Source organism: Actinoplanes sp. URMC 104, assembly GCF_051386375.1.
Taxonomy (GTDB): domain Bacteria; phylum Actinomycetota; class Actinomycetes; order Mycobacteriales; family Micromonosporaceae; genus Actinoplanes.
In genome coordinates this window covers 132,375-148,812 of the sequence record NZ_JBPQTO010000002.1, presented here as the reverse complement: position 1 = coordinate 148,812, position 16,438 = coordinate 132,375, and the positions used below count along the sequence as shown (strand labels likewise).

Genomic DNA, 16,438 nt, shown 5'->3' with positions numbered 1-16,438 from the left:
CGCCCGCCCGCTTGACACGCCGTACCCTCTGCCTCAGCTCCCCGGGTGGGTGGGGGGTAGGGATGGCCCCACCGCGCGCGAAAAGACGATCTTGGTCTCGAGTCCGGAGAGCGGGACAGGGGCGGGGCAGCGGCGGCGGGCGGGCGCGGCGTGCCAGACTGTGACCCGTGTTGCGCTGGCTTACCGCAGGTGAATCGCACGGACCGGCGCTCGTCGCGCTCCTCGAGGGAGTTCCCGCCGGGGTGCAAGTGACGAGCACGGAGATCGGGCGCGATCTCGCGCGCCGCCGCCTGGGTTACGGCCGCGGCGCCCGCATGAAGTTCGAGCAGGACGTCGTCGAGGTCGTCGGCGGCATCCGGCACGGGCTCACGCTGGGCAGCCCCGTCGCGATCCGGGTGGCCAACTCCGAGTGGCCCAAGTGGGAGACGGTGATGGCGGCCGACCCGGTCGACCCGGCCGAGCTCGCCGCGCAGGCCCGCAACGCGCCGCTGACCCGGCCCCGTCCCGGTCACGCCGACCTGGCCGGCATGCAGAAGTACGCGCACACCGACGCCCGCCCGATTCTCGAGCGCGCCAGTGCCCGCGAGACGGCCGCGCGCGTCGCGGTCGGCGTGGTCGCCAAGGCCATGATCAAGCAGGCGCTCGGCATCGAGATCGTCTCGCACGTGATCGAGCTGGGCTCGGTCGCGGCCAAGACGGGTCTGATCCCCACGCCCGACGACGCCGAGCGCATCGACGCCGACCCCCTGCGCTGCCTCGACCCCGAGGCCAGCGCGCGCATGGTCGCCGAGGTGGACGCGGCCAAGAGCGACGCCGACACGCTGGGCGGGATCGTCGAGGTGCTGGCGTACGGCGTACCGCCCGGTCTGGGGTCTCATGTGCAGTGGGACCGCAAGCTGGACGCGAGGCTGGCCGCCGCGCTGATGTCGATCCAGTCCGTCAAGGGCGTCGAGATCGGCGACGGCTTCACCCAGGCCCGCTCGCGCGGGTCGGTCGCCCACGACGAGATCGTCCCCACCGCCGACGGCGTCAGGCGCGTCACCGACCGGGCCGGCGGGCTCGAGGGCGGCATCACCAACGGCGAGCCGCTGCGGGTGCGGGCCGCGCTCAAGCCGATCTCCTCGCTCAACCGCGCCCTGCAGACCGTCGACGTCACCACCGGCGAGCCGGCCACGGCGATCAACCAGCGGTCGGACGTCTGCGCCGTGCCCGCCGGCGCGGTGGTCGCCGAGGCGATGGTCGCGCTGGTGCTGGCCGAGGCCGCCACCGAGAAGTTCGGCGGCGACTCGGTGGGCGAGATCCGCCGCAACCTCGCCGGCTACCTCGAGACGCTGGTCATCCGCTGATGGCGCCTCGGGCCGTGTTCGTCGGCGCCCCCGGCGCGGGCAAGACGACCGTGGGCGGCGCGGTCGCCGAGCTGTTCGGCCTCGCGTTCGCCGACGCCGACGCGATCATCGAGGAACGGGCCGGCAAGCCGATCCCCGAGATCTTCATCGACGACGGCGAGGAGACGTTCCGTGCCCTCGAGCGCACGGTGATCGCCGAGGCGCTCGAGTCGTTCGACGGCGTGCTGTCGCTGGGCGGCGGCGCGATCCTGCACGAGGGCACGCGCGAGCTGCTGCAGAAGCACACCGTGGTCTACCTGTCGGTCGAGCTGAGCGACGCGGTGAAGCGGGTCGGGCTGGGCGCGGGCCGCCCGCTGCTGAGCATCAACCCGCGCGCCACCCTCAAATACCTGCTCGACCAGCGCCGCCCGCTGTATCGCGAGGTGGCGACCCACACCGTGAAGACGGACGGCCGTACGCCCGAGGAGATCGCGGACGAGGTCGCGGCGCTGCTGCGCGGCTAGGCCAGGCGGCTCTCGAGGCGTTCGATGCGCTCGATCAGCGGTGCCAGCTCTCCGCGTACGGCGGCGAGGATGCCGGCCGGCGGGGTGGGCTGGTGCTGCAGGTTCGCGCGCAGGTGGGCGTACCCGGCGATGGCGACCGCGACCGCCCTGCGGGTCGCTTTGGCGTCGGCCCCGCGCTCGCGCAGCAGCTGCCCGGCACTGCCGTCGGGCTCCGCGGTCAGCGCCACCAGCAGGTGCTCGCAGCCCAGGTAGTTGTGCCCCAGGCCGATCGCCTCGCCGACCGCCTGCTCCAGGACGACCGCCGCCTGCCGGCTGAACCGCAGCCCGCCGTCCGCGCCGCCCGGCTCGCGGGTGCCGGGCGCGGTGAGCGAGGCGGGCGCGATGTCCATCGCGGTGAGGATCTGACACGCCAGGTTGTCGCCCTCGGCGAGCAGGCCGTGCAGCAGATCGCCGGTCGACACGGTGGTCGCCCCGGCGGTCTTGGCCCGCTCGGCGGCCAGGGTCAGCGCGGTCACCAGGCGCGGGGTGACGCTCGGCAGGCGCCGGGTGAGCTCGCTGACATCCAGGTCGTCGAGCACCGCCGTACGGATCGTGGTGACCCGCTGGACCGCCTGCTCCAGCGCGCGCTGGCAGATGGCGGACACGGGCAGCCCGCTCTCGCGGACGGTCTCGGCGAGGTCGTCGGGAAGGTACACGTTGATTTTCGGCATGAGGCCTTTGTAACCCTGCTGGGGGTAGAAAGATATAACCCCATTTTCGGCCGATAGGGTTTCCGCCGTGGTGACACGGATTCCGGTGGACGGCGACCGACCGTACGACGTTCTCGTCGGGCACGACCTGGCGGGCGAGCTGCCGTCGCTGATCGGCGGCGCGGCGCAGGCCGCGGTGCTCTACTCGGCGCCGCTGGCCGAGCACGCCGCCCGCGTCGCGGCGCAGGCCGGCGTGCCCGCGGTGCTGATCGAGGTGCCCGACGCCGAGCGCGGCAAGACCGTCGAGGTGGCGGCGAGGTGCTGGGACGAGCTGGGCCGCAACAACTTCACCCGTACGGACGTGGTCGTGGGCGTCGGCGGGGGAGCGGTCACCGACCTGGCCGGGTTCGTCGCCGCGAGCTGGCTGCGCGGGGTGCGCTGGGTGCCGTGCTCGACGTCGCTGCTGGGCATGGTCGACGCGGCGGTCGGCGGCAAGACCGGGGTCAACATCGACGCCGGCAAGAACCTGGTCGGCGCGTTCCACCCGCCGGCCGGCGTGCTGTGCGACCTCGACGCGCTGCGCACGCTGCCCGCCGACGACCTGACGGCCGGGCTGGCCGAGGTCGTCAAGTGCGGCTTCATCGCCGACCCGGTGATCCTCGGGCTGATCGAGAACGACCCGGCCGCGGCGGCCGACCCCGGCAGCCCGGTGCTCCGCGAGCTGGTCGAGCGGGCGATCCGGGTCAAGGCCGGCGTGGTGGGCGTCGACCTCAAGGAGTCGGGGCTGCGCGAGATCCTCAACTACGGCCACACGCTGGGCCACGCGATCGAGAAGCGCGAGAAGTACACCTGGAAGCACGGGCACGCCGTCGCCGTGGGCCTGATCTTCGCCGCCGCACTGGCGCAGCTGTCCGGGCGGCTGGACGCCGCGACCGCGCGCCGCCACCGCGAGGTGCTCGAGCTGGTCGGGCTGCCGACCTCGTACGAGGCCGACGCATGGCCCGAGCTGCTGAGGGCCATGCGCGTCGACAAGAAGGCGCGCGCGGCGACGCTGCGTTTCGTCGTGCTCAACGGCCTCGCGAAACCCGACATTCTGAGCGGGCCGGACGAATCCGTACTGGAGCGGGCGTACGCCGAGGTCGCCCGCTGATCCCGATTCGTCGGTGAGGCCGCGACATCGGTAAACTCGGTCGGTCACCGGCAGATATCGAACGCAAGGCAGGACATGGCTTCCACGAACGACCTGAAGAACGGCCTGGTGCTCAACCTCGACGGCGACCTGTGGTCCGTCGTGGAGTTCCAGCACGTCAAGCCCGGCAAGGGTGGGGCGTTCGTGCGCACCACGCTCAAGAACGTGCTGTCCGGCAAGGTCGTCGACAAGACGTTCAACGCCGGCACCAAGGTCGAGACGGCCACGGTCGACAAGCGCACGATGCAGTACCTCTACCAGGACGGCGAGGACTTCGTCTTCATGGATCTGGACACGTTCGACCAGATCACCGTCCCCGCCGGCACCGTCGGCGAGAACGCGAACTACCTGCTGCCCGAGGCCGAGGCCACGGTGGCGACGCACGAGGGCGTGCCGCTCTACATCGAGCTGCCGACCAGCGTCTTCCTCGAGGTCACCTACACCGAGCCGGGCCTGCAGGGCGACCGCTCCACCGGCGGCACCAAGCCGGCCACGGTCGAGACCGGCGCCACGGTCAACGTGCCGCTCTTCATCACCACCGGCGAGAAGATCAAGGTCGACACCCGCGACGGCCGTTACCTCGGTCGTTCCTGAGATGGCCGAAGGTCCCACGACGCAGATGCCCGCGCGCCGCAAGGCGCGCAAGCGGGCCCTCGACGTGCTCTACGAGGCCGACCTGCGCGACCTGCCGCCCCGGCAGGTGCTGGCGACCTACCTCGAGCGCATCGCCAAGCCCCACCCCGACCACCTCGGCTACGCGGTCGGCCTGGTCGAGGGCGTCGCCGAGCACCTCGACCGGATCGACGAGCTGATCGCCAGCTACGCCGAGGGCTGGACGATCGACCGCATGCCCGTGGTCGACCGCAACCTGGCCCGCATCGCCGTCTACGAGCTGCTCTACGTGCCCGAGATCGACGACCCGGTCGCGATCACCGAGGCGGTCGAGCTCGCCAAGCAGATGTCGACCGACGACAGCCCGCGGTTCCTCAACGGCATCCTCGGCCGCATCGCCGAGTTCGCCACCCGCTGATCCGCGCGCTCCCCGGCTCCGATCGCCCCTGCGGCGGTCGGAGCCTCGTCATAGGGCCTGGTAGTAGCGGACCTGCTGCAGCCCGGTGAAGCCGGCCTTCTCGTACGCCGCCCGGGCCGGGGCGTGGCCGGGGTCGCCGCCCGTGGAGACGCTGGCCAGCGCGAAGCCGGCCCGCCGCATGTGCTCCAGCGCGACCTCGATGAGGGTGCCCGCGATGCCGCGGCGCTGCGCGGCCGGATCGACGGCGATCATCTCGATCTCCGCGCTGTTCGGCTCGCCCGGGTCGTCGCGGCGGTGCAGCACCGCCACGAAGCCGAGCGGATGCCCGTTCTCGACCGCGACCCATGTGGTCGCGGTCAGCTCCCGGCACGTGTGCTCGACGGCCTCGGCCTGCGCCCGGCGCCAGTCGGGATAGAGATGCGTGAAGATCCGCCGGCCCAGCGCCTGCTCGAAGGACGCGAACACCGGGGCCCACGCCCGCAGCGAGAACTCGACGACGGCCGGGATGTCGCTCTCCGCGAGCGGACGAACAGCAATCGACATGCCGCCAGCCTCCCAGCGCTGTCCAGCCGATTACCGCCCGCATCCACAGGAACGGTCACGTTCCGCTCGGACCGGTGGCGCCGTGTCGCCCTAGGGTGGGGCCCATGCCTCGTTACGCCCGCCGGTCGGCGCGAGTGGTTCTGGTCGACAGCCGCGATCGCGTGCTGCTCCTGCGGTCGGCGGCCGGGGACGGCTTCGCCTGGTACACGCCCGGGGGAGGCGTCAAGTGGTGGGAGCGCCTGCCCGGGGCGGCGGCCCGTGAGCTGCGCGAGGAGGTGGGGCTCGCGGTTCCGGCCGCGCGGCTGCGGGCCGTCGCGTTCACGACCGGGCACGCCGACCTCGGCTTCGCCAAGGGGCTCTTCCGGGACGACTTCTTCCTGTGCCGCGTCGACGGGCACGAAGTGGACACCCGCGGGCAGACGGCGTTCGAGCGTACGCACTTCAGCGGCTTCCGGTGGTGGACGGCGGGCGAGCTGGACGCCACCGACGAGGTCGTCTATCCGTACCGGTTGGGGGAACTGCTCGGCCTGATCGTGGCCGGCAGGGTTCCGGCCGAACCCGTCGAGCTGCCCTGGCATCACTGAGACGCACCGCGTTGCGGCAGTCACCGCAGGTGCGGAAACCGGCGCTGCGACGGGTGCCGCGGGCGGGCCGACCACGATCGGTGATGTCGGCCGTCGCCGGGCCGGCGCGGACACGAAAAAGCCCGCGGCGGACGCGGGCTTTTCGGGCTCGGGACGCGCGCCGAGGTGGAATCGGCGTGGTCACGGATCGGGGGGATGCGGCCGGCGGACCGGCGTTGTCGGGCGGGAGCGCTTTCACGACCCGCGCCCGCAGATCAGCTGGCGAAGAACGCCCGGGGGTCGGCGACCAGGACGCCCTGCTCGGTGAGGCGCTCGATGAGGCCCGAGGGGGAGATGTCGTAGACGATGGCCAGCGCCCGCAGGTCGTCGGCCCGGATGGACAGCACGCGGCCGTTGTAGTCGCCGCGCTGCTGCTGGATGGCTCGCGCGTACCGCGCCACGTAGGCGAGGTCTTCGCCGGTGGTGTCGTACAGCTTCTCGAGGTCCAGAACGATCTTGTTGGTGGCCTCGAGCCGGACGCCGCTGCCGTCGGGCAGCAGTTCCGAGACGGGCACCCGGTAGAAGTCGGCCAGCTCGGCAAGGCGCGAGACGGTGACGGCACGGTCGCCACGCTCGTACGAGCCCACCACGACGGCCTTCCACCGGCCGTTCGACTTCTCTTCCACACCCTGCAGGGACAGGCCCTGCTGCTGCCGGATGGAGCGCAGACGCGCGCCCAGCGACTTGGCATACTCAGACGGCATTGAGAAACACTCCCACTGTGCTGGCCCGGAGGGTTCCCCTCCGCGATCGCTACGCAGCGTGACGGTACGGAGTTTGCGACCCCTGGTCAAGTGTCGGTTACCGATGAGTCGTGGGCCCGGGGAGGGAGTTGCCGGATAAGTCCGTCGTGTTCCGGGGTCGGGCACGTCACCCTGGTCCCCGCCGCGACCACTGGTAACGTAGCGTCAGCCATCGGAAAGACCCCTGGTGGGGCCGGTTCCGAAGACGTCCTTTAACGACCCGTCCCGTGAGGCGGGGAAGGAGGTCCGCCGTGGCATCGCCACGCGCCGACGTGACTAGCAAGATCATTCTGAGTGCGTCCGACCTGCACCGGGTCGTCGACCGCATCGCCCATCAGATCCTCGAGAAGACCTCGGGCGCCACGGGCACCGTGCTGCTCGGCATCCCGACCCGCGGCGTGCCGCTGGCGCAGCGCCTGGCCGCCCGCATCCACGCCTTCGAAGGCATCGACGTCCCGGTCGGATCGCTCGACATCACCCTGTACCGCGACGACCTGCGGCTGCACGCCACCCGCGCGCTCGGCAAGACCGAGCTGCCCGGCGGCGGCATCGACGGGCGGCGGGTCGTGCTCGTCGACGACGTGCTGTTCAGCGGCCGTACGGTCCGCGCCGCGCTCGACGCCCTGAACGACGAGGGGCGGCCAAGCTCGGTGCAGCTCGCGGTGCTGGTCGACCGCGGGCACCGGCAACTGCCGATCCGCGCCGACTACGTGGGCAAGAACATCCCGACCTCGTTGGACGAGAGCGTCCGCGTCTCACTGACCGAGATCGACGGACTCGACGAGGTCAAGCTGACCGGGAGCGACAAGTGATCAAGCATCTGCGCTCGGCCGCCGACCTCGACGCGCCCACCGCCACCCTCATCCTGGACACCGCCGCCGAGATGGCCGCCCTCGCCGGCCGCGAGGTGAAGAAGCTGCCGACGCTGCGCGGCCGCACGGTCGTCAACCTCTTCTACGAGGACTCGACCCGCACCCGCATCTCGTTCGAGGCGGCCGCCAAGCGGCTCTCCGCCGACGTCATCAACTTCTCGGCCAAGGGCTCGAGCGTCTCCAAGGGCGAGAGCCTCAAGGACACCGCGCTGACCCTGCAGGCCATGGGCGCCGACGCGGTCGTCATCCGGCACCCCGCCTCGGGCGCGCCGCACCGGCTGGCGTCCTGGGTGGACGGTTCGGTCGTCAACGCGGGCGACGGCACGCACGAGCACCCCACGCAGGCGCTGCTGGACGCGTACACGATGCGCTCGCGGCTGGGCCGGCTCGACGGCCTCAGGGTCGCGATCGTGGGTGACGTGCTTCACAGTCGCGTCGCCCGATCGAACGTCCTGCTGCTGACGACCCTGGGCGCGCAGGTCACGCTCGTGGGGCCGCCGACGCTCATCCCGGTGGACATCGCCGCCGCTCTGTCTCCGGCGACGAAAGTGTCGTACGACCTCGATAGCGTCCTGCCCGACATGGACGTCGTGATGATGCTTCGAGTGCAGACCGAGCGCATGCAGGACTCGTACTTCCCCTCCGCCCGGGAGTACAGCCGCCGCTACGGTCTCGATCTGGCGCGCATGCGCAAGCTGCCCGAGCACGCGATCGTCATGCACCCCGGCCCGATGAACCGCGGCATGGAGATCACGCCCGAGGTGGCGGACTCGTCGCGTTCCACCATCGTCGAGCAGGTCGCCAATGGCGTGAGCGCTCGGATGGCTGTTCTCTACCTGCTCCTGGGAGGCAAGGCGTGACCGCATATCTGCTTCGTGGCGTCTCGGTGGTCGGCGCCGCCCCGCGCGACCTCCTGATCCGCGACGGCGTCATCGCCGACGGCTCGGCCGACGGTGCCGAGATCGTCGACGCGGCCGGGTTGGTCGCGTTGCCCGGCCTCGTCGACCTGCACACCCACCTGCGCGAGCCCGGCCGCGAGGATGCGGAGACCGTCGAGACCGGCTCGCGGGCCGCGGCGCTCGGCGGTTACACGGCGGTGTTCGCGATGGCGAACACGTCGCCGGTCGCCGACACCGCCGGCGTGGTCGAGCAGGTGTGGCGGCTGGGCCGCGAGGCCGGGCTGGTCGACGTGCAGCCGATCGGCGCGGTGACTGTCGGGCTCGCCGGCAAGCAGCTGGCCGAGCTGGGCGCGATGGCGACCTCCGCGGCCGGTGTGCGGATCTTCTCCGACGACGGGCACTGCGTCGCCGACCCGCGCCTGATGCGCCGCGCGCTGGAGTACGTCAAGGCGTTCGACGGCATCATCGCCCAGCACGCCGAGGAGCCGCGGCTCACCGAGGGCGCGCAGATGCACGAGGGCGAGGTCAGCACGCGGCTCGGCCTCACCGGCTGGCCGGCGGTCGCGGAGGAGGCGATCATCGCGCGCGACGTGCTGCTCGCCGAGCACGTCGGCAGCCGCCTGCACGTCTGCCACGTCTCGACGGCCGGCTCGGTCGAGGTGCTGCGCCAGGCCAAGGCGCGCGGCGTGCGGGTGACGGCCGAGGTCACACCCCACCACCTGCTGCTCACGGACGAGCTCGCCGCGTCCTACGATCCCGTCTACAAGGTCAACCCCCCTCTGCGTACGGCGGCCGACGTGCAGGCCCTGCGCGAGGCGCTCGTGGAAGGCGTGATCGACATCGTCGCGACCGACCACGCGCCGCACGCCGTGGAGGACAAGGAGTGCGAGTGGGCGTACGCCCGCCCGGGAATGGTGGGTCTCGAGACCGCTCTCCCGGTGGTGCTCTCGGTGCTGGGCGAGCGGTGGGACCTGATCGCCGAGCGCATGTCCCGGACGCCCGCGCGCATCGCGGGCCTGACCGGCCACGGCACCGGCCTCGCGGTCGGCGACCCGGCCAACCTCACGCTGGTGGACCCGTCCGCCCGCCGGGTCGTCGACCCGGCCGAGCTGGCGAGCCGCAGCCGCAACACACCGTACGCGGGCACCACCCTGCCGGGTCGCATCGTGGCGACCTTCCTCCGGGGAGAGCCGACGGTCCTCGATGGGAAGGCTGTTAAGTGAGTAAAGCTCTGTTGGTCCTCGAGGACGGACGGACCTTCACCGGCGACGCGTACGGCGCGCTGGGGGAGACGTTCGGCGAGGCCGTGTTCACCACCGGCATGACCGGCTATCAGGAGACGCTGACCGACCCGTCGTACCACCGGCAGGTCGTCGTGCAGACCGCGCCGCAGATCGGCAACACCGGCGTCAACGACGAGGACGACGAGTCCTCCAAGATCTGGGTCGCCGGCTACGTCGTCCGGGACCCGGCCCGTCGCCCCTCCAACTGGCGCTCGACCGGTGATCTGGGCGAGCGGCTCGCGGCCGAGGGCGTCGTCGGCATCAGCGGCGTCGACACCCGCGCGCTGACCCGGCACCTGCGCTCGCGCGGCGCCATGCGGGTCGGCATCTCCAGCGTCGACCTGGACCCGCAGTCGCTGCTGCAGCGCGTCCAGGCGTCGCCGCAGATGGTCGGCGCCGACCTGTCGGCCGAGGTCACCACCGCGTCGCGCTACACGGTCGAGGCCGTCGGCGAGCACCGCTACACGGTGGCCGCGCTCGACCTCGGCATCAAGCGCAACGTGTCGCGCCGGCTGGCCGAGCGCGGCGTGACCACGCACATCTTCCCGGCCACGTCGAGCGTGGAGGACCTGCTCGCGGTCTCGCCCGACGCGGTCTTCCTGTCGCCGGGCCCGGGCGACCCGGCCACCGCGGACGGGCCGGTCGCGCTCGCCCGCGAGGTCCTGCGCCGCGAGAAGCCGCTGTTCGGCATCTGCTTCGGCAGCCAGATCCTGGGCCGGGCGCTCGGCTTCGGCACCTACAAGCTCGGCTACGGCCATCGCGGCATCAACCAGCCGGTGCTCGACAAGGTCACCGGCAAGGTCGAGGTGACCAGCCACAACCACGGCTTCGCGGTCGACGCGCCGCTCAACAAGGTGATCGACACCGACTTCGGCGGCGTCGAGGTCTCGCACGTCTGCCTCAACGACGACGTGGTCGAGGGCCTGCGAGGGCTCGAGGTCCCGGCGTTCACCGTCCAGTACCACCCCGAGGCCGCTGCCGGCCCGCACGACGCCGACTACCTGTTCGACAGGTTCGTCGAGCTCGTGGAGTTCACCGGGAAGAAGGCCTGATCATGGGAAAGCGTGAAGATCTCAAGCACGTGATGGTGATCGGCTCCGGCCCGATCGTCATCGGCCAGGCCTGCGAGTTCGACTACTCCGGCACCCAGGCGTGCCGGGTGCTGCGCTCCGAGGGCATCCGCGTCTCGCTGGTCAACTCCAACCCGGCCACGATCATGACGGACCCCGAGTTCGCCGACGCTACCTACGTCGAGCCGATCACCCCCGAGTTCGTCGAGCTGATCATCGCCAAGGAACGCCCCGACGCGATCCTGCCGACGCTGGGCGGCCAGACCGCGCTGAACACGGCGATCGCCTTGCACGAGAGCGGCGTGCTGGAGAAGTACGGCGTGGAGCTGATCGGCGCGAACGTCGACGCGATCCGCCGCGGCGAGGACCGTCAGCTGTTCAAGGAGATCGTGGCGAAGGCGGGTGGCGAGACCCCGCGCTCGCGCGTCTGCCACTCGATGGACGAGGTCCGCGCGACCGTCGGCGAGCTGGGCCTGCCGGTGGTCATCCGGCCGTCGTTCACCATGGGCGGCCTCGGCTCCGGCATGGCCCACACCGACGAGGACCTCGAGCGCATCGCCGGTTCCGGCCTGGCCGCCTCCCCGGTGCACGAGGTGCTCATCGAGGAGAGCGTGCTCGGCTGGAAGGAGTACGAGCTCGAGCTGATGCGCGACAAGCACGACAACGTCGTGGTCGTCTGCTCGATCGAGAACCTCGACCCGATGGGCGTGCACACCGGCGACTCGGTGACCGTGGCTCCCGCCATGACGCTGACCGACCGCGAGTACCAGCGGCTGCGCGACCTCGGCATCGCCGTGCTGCGCGAGGTCGGCGTGGAGACCGGCGGCTGCAACATCCAGTTCGCGATCAACCCGGACGACGGCCGGCTCGTCGTGATCGAGATGAACCCGCGGGTGTCGCGCTCGTCGGCGCTGGCGTCGAAGGCCACCGGCTTCCCGATCGCGAAGATCGCCGCCAAGCTCGCCATCGGCTACACGCTCGACGAGATCCCGAACGACATCACGCTCAAGACCCCGGCCGCCTTCGAGCCCGCGCTCGACTACGTGGTCGTGAAGATCCCGCGGTTCGCGTTCGAGAAGTTCCCCGGCGCCGACGCCGAGCTGACCACCACGATGAAGTCGGTCGGCGAGGCGATGTCGCTGGGCCGCAACTTCGCCGAGGCGCTGAACAAGGCGATGCGGTCGCTGGAGACCTCGGCCGCCGGCTTCTGGACGGCGCCCGACAAGACCGACTCGCTGGACGAGACGCTCGCCGCCCTGCGGGTGCCGCACGACGGCCGGCTCTACACCGTCGAGCGCGCCCTGCGGCTCGGCGCGACCGTCGAGCAGGTGCACGAGGCCAGCGGCCGCATCGACCCCTGGTTCCTCGACGAGATCAAGGCGCTGGTCGACCTGCGCGCCGAGATCCTCGACGCCCCCGTCCTCGACGAGCAGCTGCTGCGCCGTGCCAAGCGCTCGGGCTTCTCCGACAAGCAGCTCGCCGCGCTGCGCCCCGAGCTCGCCGGCGAGGACGGCGTCCGGACGCTGCGGCACCGGCTCGGCGTGCGCCCGGTCTACAAGACCGTCGACACCTGCGCGGCCGAGTTCGAGGCGAACACCCCGTACCACTACTCGACCTACGACGAGGAGACCGAGGTCGCGCCGTCGGCCCGGCCCAAGGTGCTCATCCTCGGCTCCGGCCCCAACCGCATCGGCCAGGGCATCGAGTTCGACTACTCCTGCGTGCACGCCGTCATGGCGCTGCGGGGCGTCGACTACGAGACCGTGATGGTCAACTGCAACCCCGAGACGGTCTCCACCGACTACGACACCGCCGACCGGCTCTACTTCGAGCCGCTCACGTTTGAGGACGTCTTCGAGGTGTTCCACTCCGAGGACTCCAGCGGCAAGGCGGCGGGCGGCCCCGGCGTGGTCGGCGTGATCGTGCAGCTCGGCGGGCAGACGCCGCTCGGCCTGGCCAACCGGCTCAAGGCCGCGGGCGTCCCGATCGTGGGCACCTCGCCCGAGTCGATCGACCTGGCCGAGGACCGCGGCCTGTTCGGCGCCGTGCTCGCCAAGGCCGGGCTGCGCTCGCCCGACCACGGCACCGCGACCAGTTTCGAGCAGGCCAAGGAGATCGCCGACACGATCGGCTACCCGGTGCTGGTGCGGCCGTCCTATGTGCTCGGCGGCCGAGGCATGGAGATCGTGTACGACGAGCCGACGCTGCGCGGCTACATCGAGCGGGCCACCGAGATCTCGCCGGACCACCCGGTGCTGGTCGACCGGTTCCTCGACGACGCGGTCGAGATCGACGTGGACGCGCTCTGCGACGCCACCGGCGAGGTCTATGTCGGCGGCGTGATGGAGCACATCGAGGAGGCCGGCATCCACTCCGGCGACTCGTCCTGCTCGCTGCCGCCGATCACGCTGGCCGGCTCGCACCTGGCGGAAGTGCGCCGCTACACCGAGGCGATCGCCCGCGGTGTCGGGGTGCAGGGCCTGCTCAACGTGCAGTACGCGCTCAAGGACGACGCGCTCTACGTGCTCGAGGCCAACCCGCGGGCGTCCCGGACCGTCCCGTTCGTCTCGAAGGCGACCGCGGTGCCGCTCGCCAAGGCTGCGGCCCGCATCATGCTCGGCGCCACCATCGCCGAGCTGCGCGCCGAGGGGCTGCTGCTGCCCGAGGGCGACGGCGGGACGACGCCCGAGCAGGCGCCGATCGCGATCAAGGAGGCGGTGCTGCCGTTCAAGCGGTTCCGCACCCCGGCCGGCAAGGGCGTCGACAGCCTGCTCAGCCCCGAGATGAAGTCGACCGGCGAGGTGATGGGCATCGACGCCGGCTTCGGCCAGGCGTTCGCCAAGTCGCAGGCCGCGGCGTACGGGTCGCTGCCGACCGCGGGCAAGATCTTCGTCTCGGTCGCGAACCGCGACAAGCGGGCGATGGTCTTCCCGATCAAGCGGCTGGCCGACCTGGGCTTCACGATCGTCACCACGGCCGGCACCGGCGAGGTGCTGCGCCGCTACGGCGTCGTCTGCGAGATCGTGCCCAAGCACTACGAGAGCGCGGACCGGAACGCGGTGGAGCTCATCCTGGCCGGCGAGATCGCGATGATCATCAACACGCCGCAGGGCTCGGGGGCCAGCGCCCGCTCCGACGGCTACGAGATCCGCAGCGCCGCGGTCACCGCCGACATCCCGAGCATCACCACGGTGCCGGGCGCGGCCGCCGCGGTGATGGGCATCGAGGCGCTCATGCGCGGCGACATGAGCGTGCGGCCGCTGCAGGACCTGCACGCCGCCCTGCGGGGCACGAAGTGACGTTGTTCGAGTCCGCCGTCCGGCCGGTGCTGTTCCGGCTGGGCGGCGGCGACGCCGAGACCGCGCACGAGTTCACGCTCGAGCGGCTCGCGAAGCTGCCGGCGCCGGTGCGCTCGGTGCTGCGCGCGCGGTACGCGGTGGACGCGCCGGTCGAGGCGTTCGGCGTCCGGTTCCCCAACGCGGTCGGGCTCGCCGCCGGCATGGACAAGAACGGCGTGGCGCTGCCCGCGTGGCCGGCCCTCGGGTTCGGCTTCGTCGAGGTCGGCACGGTCACCGCGCACGCGCAGCCGGGCAACGACCGGCCGCGCCTGTTCCGCCTGCGCGACAGCGAGGCGATCATCAACCGGATGGGCTTCAACAACGCCGGCGCCGCGCCGCTGGCGGCCCGGCTCCAACAGTTGGGGCCGCTCGGCGTGCCGCTCGGCGTCTCGCTGGGCAAGTCGAAGGTCACGCCGCTGGAGGACGCGGTTGAGGACTACCTGACCTCGCACCGGCTGCTGCACCCGTACGCCGACTACATCGCGGTCAACGTCTCGTCGCCCAACACCCCCGGGCTGCGCACGCTGCAGGACCGCTCGGCGATCGCCGACCTGCTCACCGCGCTGGTCGGCCCCAAGCCGGTGCTCGTCAAGATTGCGCCGGACCTCACCGAGCCGGCCATCGCCGAGCTGCTCGAGGTGTGCCTCAGCCACGGCGCGGCCGGCGTGATCGCCACGAACACGACGCTGGCCCGCGACGGCCTCGCCGCGGCCGACCAGCCGCGGGCGGGGGAGTCCGGCGGGCTGTCCGGGCGGCCGCTCACCGAGAAGGCGCGCAAGGTCGTCCACTTCGTCCACACCGAGACGGGCGGCCGCCTGCCGATCGTCGGCGTGGGCGGCGTGATGAGCGCCGACGACGCGTTGCGGCTGGTGGACGCGGGAGCCTCGCTGGTGCAGCTCTACAGCGGTTTCATCTACCGGGGGCCGGCGCTGGTGCGCTCCGCGGCTTCGGCGCTGCGGTCCGTCCCGGCTTCGGCGGCGGCGGGCTCGCCTGCTGGGCGGATCTCGGAGCAGCGGTGATCGGCTCGCGGGCGGCGGATCTGATCGCCCGCGACCGCCGGCACGTCTGGCACCCGTACGGGCCGATGCCGGGACGCAGCGAGCCGTACCTGGTCGAGAGCGCCTCGGGCGTGCGCCTCACGCTGGCCGGCGGGCGCGAGGTGGTCGACGGGATGTCCTCGTGGTGGGCGGCGATCCACGGCTACCGCCACCCGGTCCTGGACGCGGCGCTCGCCGAGCAGGCCGGGCGGATGAGCCACGTGATGTTCGGCGGGCTCACCCACGAGCCGGCGATCGAGCTCGCCACCACGCTCGTCGACCTGACGCCCGACGGGCTCGAACACGTCTTCCTCTGTGACTCGGGCTCGGTCAGCGTCGAGGTCGCGATCAAGATGGCGTTGCAGGCGCAGCGCGCGCTCGGTCGGCCCGGCCGGCGCAGGCTGGCGACGTGGCGGGGCGGCTACCACGGCGACACGTTCCACCCGATGAGCGTGTGCGATCCGGTCGGCGGCATGCACTCGCTGTGGACCGGCGTGCTGCCGGCGCAGATCTTCGCCCCGCCGCCGCCGGCGGACCACGACAAGGCGTACGCGGCCTCGCTCGCCGAGATGGTCGCCGCCCACGCCGACGAGCTCGCCGCGGTGATCGTCGAGCCGGTCGTGCAGGGCGCCGGGGGCATGCGGTTCCACCATCCGGAGTACCTGCGCGTCCTGCGCGAGGTGACGGCCGCGCACGGCATCTTTCTGATCTTCGACGAGATCGCGACGGGCTTCGGGCGTACGGGGAAGTTCTTCGCCGCCTCGTTCGCGGACGTCTCGCCCGACATCATGTGCGTCGGCAAGGCGCTCACCGGCGGCTACCTCACGCTGGCGGCGACGCTGTGCACGCCCGGGGTGGCGGCGGCGATCTCGGCCGGCGAGGGCGGCGGGCTCGCGCACGGCCCGACGTTCATGGGTAACCCGCTGGCCTGCGCGGTCGCGAACGCCTCGCTGGGCCTGCTTCGCTCCGGCGACTGGGAGCACCGCGTACGGCTGATCGAAAGCGGACTCGAGGCCGGGCTCGCGCCGCTGCGGGACGCGCCCGGGGTCGCCGACGTGCGGGTGCTCGGCGCCATCGGCGTGGTTCAGATGGACCGCGAGGTGGACATCACCCGCGCCACCGCGGCGGCCGTCGGGGCGGGCGTGTGGCTGCGGCCGTTCCGCAATCTGATCTACACCATGCCGCCGTACGTCACCGAGCCGGACGACGTCGCGCTCATCGCCGCCGGCATCGCCGCGGCGGTGGCCGCAACCTGACCGACCACTTGACCGAC

Annotated in this window: 16 protein-coding genes; 13 read left to right on the top strand and 3 right to left on the bottom strand. The window is 71.9% G+C overall.

The annotated features are described in order from the left end of the window. The first annotated feature begins 167 nt into the window (after window positions 1-167). Window positions 168-1,346 carry a chorismate synthase gene (aroC, locus tag ACSNN8_RS01620; RefSeq protein ID WP_436646405.1) on the top strand — a complete coding sequence of 393 codons (1,179 nt, stop codon included), beginning with the start codon at window positions 168-170 and terminating at the stop codon, window positions 1,344-1,346. Further along, a complete protein-coding gene (locus tag ACSNN8_RS01615; RefSeq protein WP_436646404.1) occupies window positions 1,346-1,849 on the top strand; it encodes a shikimate kinase in 504 nt (167 codons plus the stop codon). The genes aroC and ACSNN8_RS01615 overlap by 1 nt, the downstream gene beginning before the upstream one ends. Here the strand turns inward: ACSNN8_RS01615 and ACSNN8_RS01610 are convergent. Further along, window positions 1,846-2,559, bottom strand: coding sequence for a Clp protease N-terminal domain-containing protein (locus ACSNN8_RS01610; RefSeq protein WP_436646402.1), 714 nt, complete (start codon window positions 2,557-2,559; stop codon window positions 1,846-1,848). The two genes, ACSNN8_RS01615 and ACSNN8_RS01610, sit on opposite strands and share 4 nt — an antisense overlap. A gap of 67 nt (window positions 2,560-2,626) precedes the next feature. Between ACSNN8_RS01610 and aroB the strand changes: the two genes are divergently transcribed. From aroB to nusB, 3 genes are all read left to right on the top strand, one after another. Next, window positions 2,627-3,688, top strand: a complete 1,062-nt coding sequence (gene aroB / locus ACSNN8_RS01605; RefSeq protein WP_436646401.1) for a 3-dehydroquinate synthase — start codon at window positions 2,627-2,629, stop codon at window positions 3,686-3,688. Window positions 3,689-3,763: 75 nt separating this feature from the next. Further along, window positions 3,764-4,321: an elongation factor P gene (gene efp / locus ACSNN8_RS01600; RefSeq protein WP_133875607.1), complete on the top strand. Its 558-nt coding sequence runs from the start codon at window positions 3,764-3,766 to the stop codon at window positions 4,319-4,321. Window positions 4,322-4,346: 25 nt separating this feature from the next. Further along, on the top strand, window positions 4,347-4,757 hold the full coding sequence (nusB, locus tag ACSNN8_RS01595; protein ID WP_436649366.1) for a transcription antitermination factor NusB: 411 nt from the start codon (window positions 4,347-4,349) through the stop codon (window positions 4,755-4,757). A gap of 48 nt (window positions 4,758-4,805) precedes the next feature. On the opposite strand, the gene ACSNN8_RS01590 is transcribed toward nusB, so the two are convergent. Beyond that, window positions 4,806-5,300: a GNAT family N-acetyltransferase gene (locus ACSNN8_RS01590; RefSeq protein WP_436646400.1), complete on the bottom strand. Its 495-nt coding sequence runs from the start codon at window positions 5,298-5,300 to the stop codon at window positions 4,806-4,808. Window positions 5,301-5,404: 104 nt separating this feature from the next. Here ACSNN8_RS01590 and ACSNN8_RS01585 point away from each other — a divergent pair, with 104 nt between their 5' ends. After that, window positions 5,405-5,884 (top strand): NUDIX hydrolase, encoded by a 480-nt coding sequence (locus ACSNN8_RS01585; RefSeq protein WP_436646399.1) that lies wholly within the window; start codon window positions 5,405-5,407, stop codon window positions 5,882-5,884. Between the two features lie 254 nt (window positions 5,885-6,138). Here ACSNN8_RS01585 and bldD read toward each other — a convergent pair whose 3' ends face one another. Next, a complete protein-coding gene (gene bldD / locus ACSNN8_RS01580; protein WP_020517563.1) occupies window positions 6,139-6,627 on the bottom strand; it encodes a transcriptional regulator BldD in 489 nt (162 codons plus the stop codon). 290 nt (window positions 6,628-6,917) lie between these two features. Here bldD and pyrR point away from each other — a divergent pair, with 290 nt between their 5' ends. The 7 genes from pyrR to ACSNN8_RS01545 are packed head-to-tail and all read left to right on the top strand — an operon-like array spanning window position 6,918 to window position 16,421. Next, window positions 6,918-7,478, top strand: a complete 561-nt coding sequence (gene pyrR, locus ACSNN8_RS01575; RefSeq protein WP_436646398.1) for a bifunctional pyr operon transcriptional regulator/uracil phosphoribosyltransferase PyrR — start codon at window positions 6,918-6,920, stop codon at window positions 7,476-7,478. Then, window positions 7,475-8,398 carry an aspartate carbamoyltransferase catalytic subunit gene (locus ACSNN8_RS01570; protein ID WP_436646396.1) on the top strand — a complete coding sequence of 308 codons (924 nt, stop codon included), beginning with the start codon at window positions 7,475-7,477 and terminating at the stop codon, window positions 8,396-8,398. The genes pyrR and ACSNN8_RS01570 overlap by 4 nt, the downstream gene beginning before the upstream one ends. After that, window positions 8,395-9,660 carry a dihydroorotase gene (locus tag ACSNN8_RS01565; RefSeq protein WP_436646395.1) on the top strand — a complete coding sequence of 422 codons (1,266 nt, stop codon included), beginning with the start codon at window positions 8,395-8,397 and terminating at the stop codon, window positions 9,658-9,660. Before ACSNN8_RS01570 ends, ACSNN8_RS01565 begins: the two co-directional genes overlap by 4 nt. Continuing rightward, complete coding sequence (gene carA / locus ACSNN8_RS01560; protein ID WP_436646393.1) at window positions 9,657-10,772, top strand: glutamine-hydrolyzing carbamoyl-phosphate synthase small subunit; 1,116 nt, start codon at window positions 9,657-9,659, stop codon at window positions 10,770-10,772. The genes ACSNN8_RS01565 and carA overlap by 4 nt, the downstream gene beginning before the upstream one ends. A 2-nt stretch (window positions 10,773-10,774) precedes the next feature. Further along, window positions 10,775-14,089 carry a carbamoyl-phosphate synthase large subunit gene (gene carB, locus ACSNN8_RS01555; protein WP_436646391.1) on the top strand — a complete coding sequence of 1,105 codons (3,315 nt, stop codon included), beginning with the start codon at window positions 10,775-10,777 and terminating at the stop codon, window positions 14,087-14,089. Next, on the top strand, window positions 14,086-15,147 hold the full coding sequence (locus tag ACSNN8_RS01550) for a quinone-dependent dihydroorotate dehydrogenase (protein ID WP_436646389.1): 1,062 nt from the start codon (window positions 14,086-14,088) through the stop codon (window positions 15,145-15,147). Before carB ends, ACSNN8_RS01550 begins: the two co-directional genes overlap by 4 nt. Continuing rightward, on the top strand, window positions 15,147-16,421 hold the full coding sequence (locus tag ACSNN8_RS01545) for an adenosylmethionine--8-amino-7-oxononanoate transaminase (RefSeq protein ID WP_436649364.1): 1,275 nt from the start codon (window positions 15,147-15,149) through the stop codon (window positions 16,419-16,421). Before ACSNN8_RS01550 ends, ACSNN8_RS01545 begins: the two co-directional genes overlap by 1 nt. The last annotated feature ends 17 nt before the right edge of the window (window positions 16,422-16,438 follow it).